Origin of the sequence: uncultured Roseobacter sp., assembly GCF_947492555.1 — a bacterium.
GTDB lineage: Bacteria > Pseudomonadota > Alphaproteobacteria > Rhodobacterales > Rhodobacteraceae > Roseobacter.
Genome location: NZ_CANLNE010000002.1, coordinates 769,574 through 783,193 on the forward strand (window position 1 = coordinate 769,574; position 13,620 = coordinate 783,193).

Below are 13,620 nucleotides of genomic sequence, written 5' to 3' on the forward strand. Positions count from 1 at the left end.
TCCTTGAGATCACTCGGCGGCCTGCAGGTTGAATGTCTGGGGTAGAAGTGCGGTGAGTTCCGGACGGCAGGCGCCACAATTCGTGCCGGCCTGCAACGCCTCGCCAATCGCCTCGACCGTCATGAGGTTCCGGCTTTCGATGGCGGTGGCGATGGTGTTCAGCCCCACCCCGAAACACGCGCATATCGTGGGGCCGGGATCGATCCGCCCGACGGGTGCCCGCCCGGTCAGCGTCGCGGTGGTCTCGGACCCCGGCAGCGTCGCAAGGTAGTCGCGCATGACCGCCACGGGGTGCGGGCTGATGAAAAGCGCGGCCTTGAGCACACCGTTGTCCGAAAAGGCCAGTCGCGCGGTTCCCTTGCTGATATCCTGCAACATCTGCAGCTCTGCATCCTGCAGCCCGAAGAGTGGGCGCGCTTCGCCTTCCCAATCCGTCACCGGGTTCCGCCCAGCCAGTTCGCTACGCCATCCCGCATCCGTGCGCACTTGCGCCCAATAGGCGGCGTTCGGGGTCATTTCGGTTTGGGAAATCGCAAACCCGTACCAGGCCGCCGCAAATCTTTTGGCCGAAACGGGGGCCGCCTTGCTCTCCGGCTGGCCGGAAAACGGGTCCGTTGCGGCGGGCACCAGCGCGTCAATCCGGGCCGCCGGGGCAGTTTGACCGGTCCAGTGGATCGGAGCGAAAAGCGTCCCCGGTTGCTGCGCCTCCGTCAGGCGCGCGCGCAGAATGGCGCGCCCGGTCGCGTTTTCCAGCGCCACCAGATCGGCGGCTGACACACCCAGACGTTTCGCATCCTGCGGGTGAATATCCACGTAAGGTTCTGCCAGATGCGCCGAGAGGCGGGGCGACAGGGCTGTCCGTGTCATCGTGTGCCACTGGTCCCGGTTGCGCCCGGTGTTGAGAACGAAGGGATGTTGGTCCGTAACCCGCGCCGCCGGCGCACGCCAAGTGACAGGCAGCATCCTTGCTTTGCCATCCGGGTGAAAAAACCCGCCATCCTTAAAAAACCGGCCACCTGTTTTGCTCTTGCTGACCGGCCAGCGGGTCGGCGGCAAGGCGTCATAGGCGTCATCTGTCAGGTCGCGCAGACCCGAGATGTCAAAGTCGCGGCCCATTGCGCCTGCAACCCCGGACAAAGCCGCGTGTTCTTTGAAAATCTCTGCGGGGGAGGGATAGGCGAAGGCCTGTTCCCAGCCCATGCGCTGGCCAACCTCGCAGAGGATCTGCCAATCGGGGTGTGCCTCACCGGGGGCGGCAAGCACGGCGCGCTGGCGGCTGATCGTCCGATCGGAATTAGTGACCGTACCGCTTTTTTCCGCCCAGGCGCTGGCGGGCAGCAGCACATCCGCCAGCTGCGCAGTATCGGTGCGCGCGGTGATGTCACTCACCACGGTGAAGTCGCATTGCGCAATCGCGTCGCGCACGGCATCCGCGTCAGGCATCGAAACAACCGGGTTCGTGTGAATGATCCAGAGCGCCTTGATCTTGCGCGCAGCCACGGCCTGAAACAGCTCTACGGCCTTGAGGCCCGCCTTTTCGGGCATTGCTGGCGCAGCCCAGAAGTCTTGCACCGCCGCGCGGTGGTCCGCGTTCTCGATCTCCAGATGGCTGGCAAGCGTATTGGCGAGCCCGCCTACTTCGCGCCCTCCCATGGCATTGGGTTGGCCGGTGACGGAGAACGGGCCGCACCCTTTTGTGCCGATCCGCCCGGTGGCGAGATGACAGTTCAGAATAGCATTGACCTTGTCGCTGCCGGAGGTGGATTGGTTCACCCCCTGGCTGAACACGGTGACCACCTTGGGGGTGTCAATCCAGAGGCGGCAGAAGGCCTCGATCTGGTCGTGCGACAGGCCGGTGGCCGCCACATCATCCGCCTGTGCCGCCGCGAGTGCAGCATTGAAGCCCTCGACATGACGCAGGTAGTCCACGTCTATCCGGCCTTCCTGCGCGATCTTTGCCAGCAGGTGATTGAAGAGCGCGACATCACTGCCCGCCGCGAGGGGCAGGTGCAGATCGGCGCCTTCGCAGGCGGCTGTCCTGCGCGGATCAATGACGATGATCCGGGTGCCGCGTTTTGACTTCGCCGCAAGCAGGCGTTGGTGCAACACCGGATGACACCACGCCAGGTTGGAGCCGACAAGCACGACGAGATCCGCCGTGTCCAGATCTTCATAGGTGCCGGGCACCGTGTCCGCGCCGAAGGCACGTTTGTGCCCGACCACGGTCGAGGCCATGCACAGCCGTGAATTGGTATCAATGTTGGCCGACCCGATGAAGCCTTTCATCAGCTTGTTGGCGACATAGTAGTCTTCGGTCAGCAATTGCCCGGAGACGTAAAAGGCCACGCTGTCCGGGCCATGGGTTGCGATGGCCGATTTGAACGTGTCCGCGACAAGATCAAGCGCTGTGTCCCAAGACGCGCGCTGTCCTTTGATCTGCGGGTGCAGCAGGCGCTGTTCCAGGCCAACGGTCTGTCCCAATGCCGTGCCTTTTGAACAAAGTCGCCCCTGATTGGCCGGATGGTCCGGATCCCCGCGCACGGCGAGCCCGCCCTGACCGTCCGTGCGCAGCAGAACCCCGCAGCCCACACCGCAATAGGGGCAGGTGGACCGTGTCTCGGGCAGGCCGCTGCCGTCCATCAGGCAGCGCTCCTCTTGCCGACCGCATGCCCATCGAGCAGAATGCGGCCCGCCTCGACCCGCACCGGGAAAGTCTCGATCTGCCCGTCTTCGCCCAGGGCAGCGCCGGTGTTCAGGTCGAACACCCAGTTGTGCAGCGGGCAGGTCACCTTTTGCCCGTGGATGATGCCTTCCGAGAGTGGCCCGCCCTTGTGCGGACACCTGTTCGAGGCGGCAAAGACCTCTGCCTCATCCGTACGAAAAAGCGCCACGCAGCCCACCGGGGTTTTCACCAATCGGGCGCCGCGCAGCGGGACATCCTCGATGCCTCCAACGTCAATCCAGTTCATTCTGCAGCCTCCAATGTCAAATCCGCCAGGGGCGCAAATTTCGGAGGTTCCTTGGCCTGTTCTGCCCAAGGGTCCTTGCGGTAGATCGACTGGCTCAGCTCGAACCGCTCGATCAAGGCGCGGCGCGTGTCCAGATCACCGATCTGTTCCTGAATCCACTCAAGCCCAACCTTGGCCATCCATTTGTAGATGCGGTCCAGATATTTGGCATGCTCGCGGTAAAGCTGGGTGACGGCGAGCACCACGGCGATGGTCTCTTCCTCTGTCGGGACCTGAATGAGCGGCTGAACCTCTTTGACGTCCATGCCCGCAGCCCCGCCAATGCCGATCTGAAAGCCGCTGTCGACGCAGACGATGCCGATGTCCTTGCAGGTCGCCTCGGCGCAGTTGCGCGGGCATCCCGACACGCCAAGCTTGAGTTTATGGGGCGTCCAGGACCCCCAAAGGAGTTTCTCCAGCCTGATCCCCAGACCGGTGCTGTCTTGCGTGCCAAAGCGGCAATGATCTGTGCCAACACATGTTTTCACGGTGCGCAGGCCCTTTGAATAGGCGTGCCCGGAGACCAGACCGGCCTTGTTGAGGTCAGACCAGATATGCGGCAGATCTTCGCCCTTGACGCCCAACAGGTCGATCCGCTGCCCACCCGTGACCTTGACGGTCGGCACATTGTATTTGTCCGCCGCGTCGGCGATGGCGCGCAGCTCATCCGCGTTGGTGATCCCGCCCCACATGCGCGGGACAACGCTGAACGTGCCGTCCTTCTGGATGTTGGCATGTTTGCGTTCGTTCACGAAACGGCTTTGCGGGTCGTCCTTATACTCAATCGGCCAATCGGCCAGCAGGTAAAAGTTGATCGCCGGGCGGCATACATGGCAGCCGTTGGGCGTCGTCCATCCCAACTCCTGCCAGACGGCGGGCTGTGATTTGAGCGCCTGCGACTTGATCAGCCGCCGCACGTCTTCATGGGTCAGATCGGTGCAGCCGCATACCGGTTGCGGCGCCGGCATCTGGAAATCATCCCCCAGAGTGACCTGAAGCAGTTGTTCCACCAACCCGGTGCAGGTGCCGCAGGAGGCGCTGGCCTTGGTCTTGGCGCGTAAGCTGCCCAGATCGGTTGCGCCCTCTGCGATGGCGTCGGTGATGGTGCCTTTGCAAATGCCGTTGCAGCCGCAGATCTCCGCCTCAGGCGGCAATGCTGCAACGGCTGAGAGCGGGTCCGCGGTATCGCCCCCCTGATAGGCCGGGCCAAAGATCAGCGTTTCGCGCATCTCGTCGATTTCGGTACCGTCCTTAATCAGCCCGAAGAACCAGGTGCCGTCTGCCGTATCGCCATACATGACAGCGCCGATCAGCCTGTCGTCTTCGATCACGAGGCGTTTGTAGATGCCGCGCGACGGGTCCCGGAAAACGATATCCTCCCGCCCTTCGGCATCTGCAAAATCGCCCGCGCTGAAAAGGTCACACCCGGTGACCTTCAGCTTGGTCGCCACGTCTTTCACCACGAAGGCGCCGGTTTCACCCAGAAGCCCTTGCGCCACGATCTTCGCCTGATCATAGAGCGGCGCGACAAGACCAAAGAGATGCCCGTCAAACTCCACGCATTCGCCAACGGCATAGACATCCGGATCGGTCTTGGATTGCATCTGCGCGTTGACCTCGATGCCGCGCGCAACCTCAAGGCCCGCATCCGTGGCAAGCCGCGTTTCCGGGCGGATTCCCACGGCCATGACAACCAGATCAGCCTCCAGCCCGGTGTTGTCCTCCAGCATGACGCCTTCGACGTGGTCCTCGCCCAGAATGGCTGCGGTGGAGGCCTGTGTGATGATCTTGATGCCACGTTTTTCCAGATCGCGGCGCAAAAGATACCCCGCTGCTTCGTCCAGCTGACGCTCCATCAGGTGGCCCATCAGGTGCAGCACGGTCACATCCATGCCCCGTTCGGCCAATCCCGCCGCCGCCTCAAGGCCCAGCAGACCGCCGCCGATGACAACGGCCTTGCCGCCATTCTTGGCGGCTTTGATCATCGCATTGGTGTCATCAAGATCGCGGTAGGTGATCACACCGGGTAAGTCCTTGCCTTCAACAGGGATGATGAAGGGCGCAGAGCCGGTGGCGATCAGCAGCTTGTCGTAGGCGACAGTGCCGTTTTCACCAGTGACGGTTTTTGCGTCATGATCGATGCCCACCACATGTTCGCCAAACCGGCAGGTGATGTTGCGTGTCGCGTACCAGGTATCGTCGTGGGTGACGATTTCCTCATAGGTCTTTTCCCCCGACAGCACGGGGGAGAGCATGATCCGGTTGTAGTTGCCGCGTGCCTCGGCGTTGAAAATCGTAATGTCGTAGGCATCCGGGTCCGCATCCGTCAGGTGCTCCAGCACCCGGCCAGAGGCCATGCCCGCGCCGATGACGACCAGTTTCTGCTTCATCTTCATCACTCCGCTGCGACCGCTTTGGGGGATCGTGAGGTGTTCACAGGCGTGCCTGCGGTGGGTTTCGGGGTTGGTTTGGCGCCGTGTTCGTATTCTTCGAGGAAATCGAGCACTTCCTGCCGGTAGGCGTAGTAGTCCGGGTGCTCCAGCAGCGCCTTGCGTGTGCGTGGGCGGGGCAGGGGCACATCGACGATCTTGCCGATGGTCGCCTGCGGGCCATTGGTCATCATCACCACGCGGTCCGCCAGAAGGATGGCCTCGTCCACATCATGGGTCACGCAGACGGCGGTTACCTTGGTACGGGACCAGACCTCCATCAGCACTTCCTGTAACTCCCAGCGCGTCAGGCTGTCCAGCATGCCAAAAGGTTCATCGAGCAGCAAAAGCTTGGGGCTGAGCGCAAAGGCACGCGCGATGCCGACCCGCTGTTTCATCCCGTTCGACAGATCGCTCGCGGGCTTGTCCATTGCATCGGCCAGCCCCACCCGTTCAAGGTAGTATTCTACCACTTCCTGGCGTTCCGTCCGAGTGGCGGAGGGGTAGACCTTATCCACGCCGATGGCCACGTTCTGCTTGGCCGTCAGCCAGGGAAAGAGGTTCGGCGACTGAAAAACCACGGCGCGTTCCGGGTCGGCACCTTCCACATGGCGGCCATCGAGCTTGATTGCCCCTTTGGAGATTTCATTGAGGCCCGCCGCCATGGTCAGCACCGTGGATTTGCCACAGCCCGAATGCCCGATCAGGGAAATGAACTCTCCCCGGTCGACCTTGAGCTCGAAATCCTCGACAACGGTGAGCGGCCCCTTGGGGGTCGGATAGACCTTGTGCAGTTGCGAAAAATCGAGGAACCGGTTGTCGATCAGCCCCTTTTGCGCATCCGCGACGGCGGTGGGCACACCGTGAATGGGCGTCACATCCGGCAGCAGGCGCGCGCCTTCGACCTTGGCCTCGATCCCCACATCCATCAGGTATTTCGTCACATCGGCGCGCAGGCGCTTGAAGCTGTCGTCATGGTTCATCGCGATGCGGTCACGGGGCCGCGCGATGTTGACCTTGAACTCTGCGCCAAGGGTGCCATCGGGGTTCAGCGCGATGATGCGATCGGCGAGGATGATCGCCTCATCCACGTCGTTGGTGATCAGCACGCAGGTCTTCTTGTCCGCCTCCCAGATGCGTTCGATTTCATCCGCAAGATTGGCCCGCGTCAGCGCGTCGAGCGCCGAGAGCGGCTCATCCAGCAGCAGCATCTCGGGGTTCATCGCCAGCGCACGGGCCACATTGACCCGCTGCCGCATGCCACCGGAGAGTTCTGCCGGACGGCGGCTGGCGGCATGGCTGAGGCCCACCATCCTGACGTAATGCGCGGTTTTCTCTGTCCGCTCCGCTTTAGACAGCCTGGGGAAGACCGTGTCGACGGCGAGGCGCACATTGCCCGTCACTGTCAGCCACGGCATCAGCGAATAGCTTTGAAAGATCACGCCCCGTTCCGGTCCGGGTCCGGTGATCGGCGCTCCCTTGAAGGTGGCGCTGCCTTCGGTCGGCGTTTCGATCCCCGCCATCAGGTTGATCAGCGTGGTCTTACCGGTGCCGGAAAACCCGAGGATCACCAGGAATTCACCGGTCTGCACATCAAGGTCGATGTTCCGGAGCACATCCGACTGCGCCGTGCCGGTGCCAAAACTCTTGGAGCAGTTTTTCAGACTGAGAAGGGTCATGCCGCTCACCGGTTGTTCGTGAAGGTAAAGAGCGATTGCAGCGCATACATCACCCGGTCGAGCAGGAAGCCGATGATCCCGATGGTCAGCACGGCGACGATGATCTTGGCCAGCGATTGGGACGATCCGTTCTGGAATTCATCCCAGACGAATTTGCCCAGCCCCGGGTTCTGCGCCAGCATCTCCGCGGCAATCAGGACCATCCAGCCGACACCCAGCGACAGACGCAGCCCGGTGAAGATCAGCGGCAGCGCTGAGGGCAGCACCAGCTTGGTGATCTTGGTCCAGGTGTTCATTTTCAGCACCTTGGAGACGTTCACCAGATCCTTGTCGATGCTCGACACGCCAAGGGCGGTATTGATCAGCGTTGGCCAGAGCGAGCAGAGCGTGACGGTGATTGCAGAGACCAGAAAGGACTTGGCGAACCAGCCGTCCTGCGTGACGTAGACGGCGCTGACAACCATCGTGACAATCGGCAGCCACGCCAGCGGTGAGACCGGCTTGAAAATCTGGATCAGCGGGTTCAGCGCAGCATTCGCAGTGGCCGAGAGGCCCGCCGCGATGCCCAGTGGAATGGCCACGGCGCTCGCAATCAGAAATCCGAAAAAGACGGTTTTGATCGAGGTCGCGATTTGCGCGTAATAGGAGGGCGCGCCTGTAAAGGGGATGTCTTTGACCTTTTCCGGCTGGCCGTTGGCAATGAAACGATCGTTGCGCTTTTCAACCCGCTCTTCATGTTTGGCGCGTTTTTCCGCCTTGGCCTGCGCGTCCCCGTGCAGGTTCTTGGCTTCTGCCCAGACGGCGGCTGGTCCCGGGATCGCACCCAGCGAGGTCTGCACCTGCGGGGCAAGGGTTGCCCACATCACCAAAAACGCGCTGATGGCCAGCAGGGGCACGACCAGCAGTCGCCAAATCTCGGAAAGCTGCGCGCGCGGGTTGTCCCCGGCGGCGGCCTTCAACAGCGGCGTCATCCAGCTCAGCCCCAGCACCTGGAACCACTTGTCGGCCGTATTGATGCGGGTGAAGAGGCGGGCCTTGCGCGCGGCGCGGGCTTCGTCATTCAGAGTTGTGGGATCAATCGCGGTCATGGGACGCACCTTTGTGATCTGGAGGGAGAACTCGGTCTGGTCGCATTGCGACGGAACCAGACCGAGCGACCGTTACCCTTGGACTTCGTTACCGATGACGCGCTGCTCGCCCTTTAGCCCGATGGGCAGGCTGTCGAGATAGGCGTTGGGGGTTTTGCCGTCATAGCCGATCTTGTCGATGATATCCTCGGCCGGGGTCGCGGCCTTATAGCCATCGCTGTCCCAATCGAAGTCGTCCGCATTGGCGAGCCCTTCATCGACGAGCAGACGGGCGGCTTCGAGATAAATTTCTGGTTTGTAGACGGATTTGGCCACTTCGTCGTACCAGCTGTCGGGCTTGGCCTCGGCGATCTGCCCCCAGCGGCGCATCTGCGTCAGGTACCAGACCGCATCAGAGTAATAAGGGTAGGTGGCGTTGTAGCGGAAGAACACGTTGAAATCGGGCACATCGCGGATGTCGCCTTTTTCAAACTCGAATGTGCCGGTCATGGAGGCGGCGATCACATCGAAATCTGCGCCAACGTATTCCGGGCGGCTCAGGATTTCGACCGCTTCCTCGCGGTTGGCGTTGTCGTTTTCATCCAGCCACATCGCCGCGCGGATCAGCGCCTTGACCACGGCGAGGGTCGTGTTGGGGTTTTCTTCGGCAAACCCCTGGGTGATGCCAAAGACCTTTTCTGGGTTGTTTTTCCACAGCTGGTAGTCGGTGATCACCGGTACACCGATGCCTTTGGCGACGGCCTGCTGGTTCCACGGCTCACCCACGGCATAGCCGTAGATGGTGCCGGCCTCCAGCGTTGCGGGCATCTGCGGCGGTGGCGTCACGGAAAGCAGAGCCTCGGCGCCGATCTGGCCGGAAATGTTGTCCGGCGCGTAGTAACCGGGGTTGATCCCGCCAGCCGCCAGCCAATAGCGCAGTTCGTAGTTGTGGGTCGAGACCGGGAAAACCATGCCCATGTTGAAGGGCTTGCCCTTGGCGTTATAGTCCTCGATCACCGGTCTGAGCGCCTCGGCAGAGATCGGGTGCTGCGGGCGACCGTCTTCCATAGACGGCACATGCGGGCCCATCGCTTCCCAGACGTCGTTGGACACGGTGATCCCGTTGCCGTTCAGATCCATCGAGAAGGGCGTGATGATATGCGCCTTGGTGCCGTAGCCGATGGTGGCTGCCAGCGGTTGCCCGGCCAGCATATGGGCCCCGTCCAACTGCCCGTCGATCACGCCGTCCAGCAGCACTTTCCAATTGGCCTGGGCCTCAAGGGTGACAAACAGCCCTTCGTCATCGAAGTACCCCTGCTCGTAGGCAACCGCCAGCGGGGCCATGTCGGTCAATTTGATAAACCCGAATGTCAGTTCATCCTTTTCCAGCTCCAACGCCTCTGCAAAGGCCGGAGAGGTCAGCGCCGTGGACGCCAAAGCTGCAAGTACAAGCTTTTTCATCATGAGTATCCTTTCGGTGCGTGGCCCGGGGTTCGGGCAACAAAAAAAGACCGCCGACGCAGTTCACCGGGAGGAGGTGAAAAGGTCGAGCGGCCTTGCTCTGGGTATTCCCTGTCTTAGGGAGAATTCCTGGGACGGGCACCGTTGCCTGTCTGTACAGATACATTCCGATGTGCTTCGCGATCTGCCAAGTCTTAAGAGTGGAAATCCGATAAAGAATGCTGCGACGCGGCGCTTGATTGCTGCGGCCGCACAAATTTTCGGCAGAATTATTCCTGTGGCTCAAAGATGCGTCCGTCGAAGAACGAATCCCGATAGAGAATCACACGCCCCTCGGCAGAGGCCACGGCGGTATCGGCACTCAGGGAGCCTTCGACCTTGCCGGATGCGCCGGGCAGATCGGCCTCCGTGTGGTGCATCGCCTGACGGTAGAGATCGGGGCGAAACACTGATGCGGCCGCGCGTGCGATTTCGGGCGATTTCCCGGACCGGCGCGCCAGTCTGTCCGCGATCCACGCGGCTTGGCTGCGCCATGGGAAGGTGGCCGACCCGTTGTGGAACTCCACAAAACGATCTGCGTGCCGTTCTTCGCCCTTGCGCGAGATGACCAGTTGACCGGACAGCGCCCGCTCCAGCACTTCTGCCGAGAGGTTCAGGTATCCGGTGCGGCTCAGCATTTCAGCGGCGAGCAGGGCGCTTCCGTCCTGGGCCAGCCACCGGCCCGCGCGCCAGACCGCACGGATCAGGCGGAACAAGAGCGACCGTTCAGTCTCCGCCCATTCGGTGCGAACCGCCAGCACCTTTTCCGGCGCGAAATTCCAGATGGCCGATCCCGGCAACAGCAGCGCGGCGCCGTTCTGATCGACCGCGCGGGACCCCCAGGGTTCGCCCACGCAGAAGGCGTCGATCTCGCCCGCCGTGATGGCATCCCCCATCAGCGGCGGCGGTACGGTGCGGATGTCGAGGTCGCCCGACAGATCCCAGCCCAGCGATTCCAGCCAGTAGCTCACCAGTTCGCAATGCATTGAGAAGGGGAACGGCACACCGATCCTGAGCCTGCCCGTCTTGGCCTTGAAGAGCGCGGCCCCGGCGACGTGCGGATCGCGAAAGTCGAAATCATGCCCGAGATCACGCAGCTTGCGTTCCAGCTGGTCATTTACGCCAATGACATTGCCGTTGACCGACATGACAGAAACCGCCGCCAGGGCAGTACCCACGCCCCCCAGCCCCATCGACGCCGCAATGGGCACGGGTGACAGCATATGTGCTGCATCCACCTGGCCGAAGCTGAGCATGTCGCGCAGGCTCGACCATGACGGCGCGGGCCTGAGGTCGAGCGCGATGCCTTCCTCTGCGGCAAAGCCCATCTCATGCGCCACGATCAAAGGGGCCGCATCCACCAGCGGAATGAACCCCGCGGTCAGGGTCACCGTCCTCATGACAAAAGCCCTGCGGTGCTGACCAGCGCGCCAGCCACATCGGCAAGCCGTTTGTTCTGGTCCATCGCTGCCTTGCGCAGCAGCGCATAGGCCTCGTCTTCCGTCAGGTCTCGCGATTTCATGATGATGCCCTTGGCGCGGTCGATCACCTTGCGCTCTTCAAGGGCGCGCTTGGTTTCCGCCAGCTCGTTGCGCATCCGCTGCATCATCCGGAAGCGCACAAGGGCGGCGTCCAGAACGGGCTTGAGGCGGTCGGGCTGCAAGCCGTCCACGACATACGCGGAAAACCCGGCCTCGATCGCCAGCGCGGTCAGGCCTTCGGTGCTTTGGTCCACGAACATGGCCACCGGGCGTTCCGTCGGGCCGGAGGCCAGCGCCAGTTCCTCCAGCATGTCGCGGGACGGATCGGCCATATCGATCAGCACGACATCGGGCTGCAAGACCTCGATTTGCCGCGTCAGGCTGCTGGGTTCAGCCACCACATGGATCATATGATCAATGCCCGCCTCGCGCAGGCCATCGACGATCTGCAAGGCGCGATCCTTGCTCGGTTCGACAACAATGATCGTAAGCGCGTCTGACATCCGGACAGTTAGGGGCGTTTCACCGGGATTGGAAATCCTGGACACGAATGCCCCTTCGCATTTTTAGTCAGGCGCACAATTTTTGATCACCCAAAGAGGTAAATTCCGTCTGCGCATGTCCGGAAACCGAACAACAGGAGAGAATGCGCCGACTAAGCGGACCTTTGCCGCCCGTAGTGTCGCGTTAACGAATTCCTCAAAAGCGTTATGTTTCGTGCTAGGATTGAAAATTCATTTCAAACATTAGACTAACATTCTTGCGACGGGGACATAGAAGCGCACAACATCGTCTGGACAAAAGGGGCGCAAAGCCCTGCCAAGCGTCGTTGTCGGGTAGCACCTACCCACCCATCTAAACCGAAAAACGCGCCATTCCCGCTCGGATTTGAGGGACACTTCGATGGATGCTTTAGCCGCCATTCAGGGGGAGAGTTCGTGGGCGGATACGCTGCGGACCTATCTTCCGAAGGTGGCGCGCAGTCAGGCGCCCGTTCTGATCACCGGAGAAACCGGGACCGGCAAGGAGCGGATTGCACAGGCCGTGCATGATCTGAGCCCGCGCAGGCGGCACCGATTTGTGGCGATAAACTGTGCGGCTCTGCCCGAAGGTCTGATCGAGACCGAGTTGTTTGGTCACGAGCGTGGCGCGTTTACCGGTGCCGTGACCCGCTATGATGGCCGGGCCGCACAGGCGGATGGCGGCACGCTGTTTCTGGATGAGATCGGCGAGATGAGCCTGACCGGTCAGGCCAAGCTGCTGCGCTTTTTGGAGGCGGGCAAGATCGACCGGATTGGTGCTACGCAGGAAACCACGGTGGATGTGCGTTTTGTCGCCGCCACCAATCAGGCGCTGGAAGAACTGGTGGCCGATCACCGTTTTCGCGCGGATCTCTACTACCGGCTGAACGTGGCGCGGATCGAGGTGGAGCCTTTGAGGGCGCGACCCGACGATATTGGCGTCCTGGCGGAGGGCTTCATCCACGAGCTGAACAGACGCGATGGCTGTGCGGTCGCAGGCCCGGACCGGCAGCTGGCACGTCTTTTTGAAGGTTATGCCTGGCCCGGCAACGTGCGAGAATTGCGCAATATGATTGAGGCGGTGTTCATTGATCCGCCCGAGGGCGAGATCACGATTGCGGATTTGCCACCCGCGTTCCAGACCTTGATTTCCGGCCACCGCACCGTCTTGTCCACTGAAAAGGATGACCTGATCGAGGCGTTGAACCGCACCAAGTGGAACAAGGCAGAAGCGGCGCGTCTGCTGAACATGTCCCGCATGAGCGTCTACCGGAAGATCGAAAAATACCGTATCGCGCGCAGCCCGCTTGCGCCCCGGTAACCTTGCGCCCTTCGGCCGCATCTCCGCACGCGCAACAACACCGATCCCGCGTGGTCTTCTCAAAAATCGACTGTTTCGCCAAATCTGTCACACCCTCAGCGTCGCGCTGTGACACATGCCTGTGACGGATGTGACAGGTGTTCGAAAGTATAACCTTTTGTAATCAATATAATTCTTCGAAAATGAGGCCGTGGCACGTTTCTTGCACATAAGAGGGGGAACAGCGGGAGAACTGCCAATGGCTGACGGTCATGCGCCTCCGAGTGACGGGCGAACTCTTATCGCCGGATATGCGAACTACTTCGAAGTGGGGCACAACCCTTACGAGTTCCTGATCGATTTCGGTCAGATCGACCCGCAGCGCGGCACTGCAACAATCAACAGTCGGCTGGCGCTTGGCCCGACCCATGCGAAATTGCTGATGCGCCTGTTGTCGCGCTCCGTCGAACAGTTCGAACGTGACTTTGGCGCGATTGCGGATGTTCGCGAGGACGACCCGCTGGCCAGCATTCTCGACATTTCCCCCGATTTTGAACGCCGAGCTGCTGCGGCTCGGCGCAAGCCCCGATCCACAGGGTCGGGATCCGCTCTCGACGATCCCAAGGACAGGTGAC

Annotated in this window: 10 protein-coding genes; 2 read left to right on the top strand and 8 right to left on the bottom strand. The window is 61.6% G+C overall.

Annotated features, from left to right (window positions below; translation table 11 throughout):
- Positions 1–9 precede the first annotated feature (9 nt).
- The 8 genes from Q1A07_RS10810 to Q1A07_RS10845 form a co-directional block, all read right to left on the bottom strand.
- Positions 10–2,640: a nitrate reductase gene (locus Q1A07_RS10810; RefSeq protein ID WP_299780564.1), complete on the bottom strand. Its 2,631-nt coding sequence runs from the start codon at positions 2,638–2,640 to the stop codon at positions 10–12.
- Complete coding sequence (gene nirD, locus Q1A07_RS10815; RefSeq protein ID WP_299780566.1) at positions 2,640–2,969, bottom strand: nitrite reductase small subunit NirD; 330 nt, start codon at positions 2,967–2,969, stop codon at positions 2,640–2,642. The genes Q1A07_RS10810 and nirD overlap by 1 nt, the downstream gene beginning before the upstream one ends.
- A complete protein-coding gene (gene nirB / locus Q1A07_RS10820; protein ID WP_299780568.1) occupies positions 2,966–5,398 on the bottom strand; it encodes a nitrite reductase large subunit NirB in 2,433 nt (810 codons plus the stop codon). The genes nirD and nirB overlap by 4 nt, the downstream gene beginning before the upstream one ends.
- A gap of 5 nt (positions 5,399–5,403) precedes the next feature.
- Positions 5,404–7,116, bottom strand: a complete 1,713-nt coding sequence (locus tag Q1A07_RS10825) for a nitrate ABC transporter ATP-binding protein (RefSeq protein WP_299780570.1) — start codon at positions 7,114–7,116, stop codon at positions 5,404–5,406.
- Between the two features lie 5 nt (positions 7,117–7,121).
- On the bottom strand, positions 7,122–8,204 hold the full coding sequence (locus Q1A07_RS10830) for an ABC transporter permease (RefSeq protein ID WP_299780572.1): 1,083 nt from the start codon (positions 8,202–8,204) through the stop codon (positions 7,122–7,124).
- Between the two features lie 72 nt (positions 8,205–8,276).
- Positions 8,277–9,644 (bottom strand): CmpA/NrtA family ABC transporter substrate-binding protein, encoded by a 1,368-nt coding sequence (locus Q1A07_RS10835; RefSeq protein ID WP_299780574.1) that lies wholly within the window; start codon positions 9,642–9,644, stop codon positions 8,277–8,279.
- 269 nt (positions 9,645–9,913) lie between these two features.
- Positions 9,914–11,083 carry a CmpA/NrtA family ABC transporter substrate-binding protein gene (locus Q1A07_RS10840; protein ID WP_299780576.1) on the bottom strand — a complete coding sequence of 390 codons (1,170 nt, stop codon included), beginning with the start codon at positions 11,081–11,083 and terminating at the stop codon, positions 9,914–9,916.
- A complete protein-coding gene (locus Q1A07_RS10845; RefSeq protein WP_195819510.1) occupies positions 11,080–11,667 on the bottom strand; it encodes an ANTAR domain-containing protein in 588 nt (195 codons plus the stop codon). The genes Q1A07_RS10840 and Q1A07_RS10845 overlap by 4 nt, the downstream gene beginning before the upstream one ends.
- A gap of 400 nt (positions 11,668–12,067) precedes the next feature.
- Here Q1A07_RS10845 and Q1A07_RS10850 point away from each other — a divergent pair, with 400 nt between their 5' ends.
- Both Q1A07_RS10850 and Q1A07_RS10855 read left to right on the top strand, forming a co-directional pair.
- Positions 12,068–13,006: a sigma 54-interacting transcriptional regulator gene (locus tag Q1A07_RS10850; RefSeq protein ID WP_299780580.1), complete on the top strand. Its 939-nt coding sequence runs from the start codon at positions 12,068–12,070 to the stop codon at positions 13,004–13,006.
- Between the two features lie 238 nt (positions 13,007–13,244).
- Positions 13,245–13,619 (top strand): DUF3467 domain-containing protein, encoded by a 375-nt coding sequence (locus tag Q1A07_RS10855; RefSeq protein ID WP_299780582.1) that lies wholly within the window; start codon positions 13,245–13,247, stop codon positions 13,617–13,619.
- Position 13,620 lies beyond the last annotated feature (1 nt).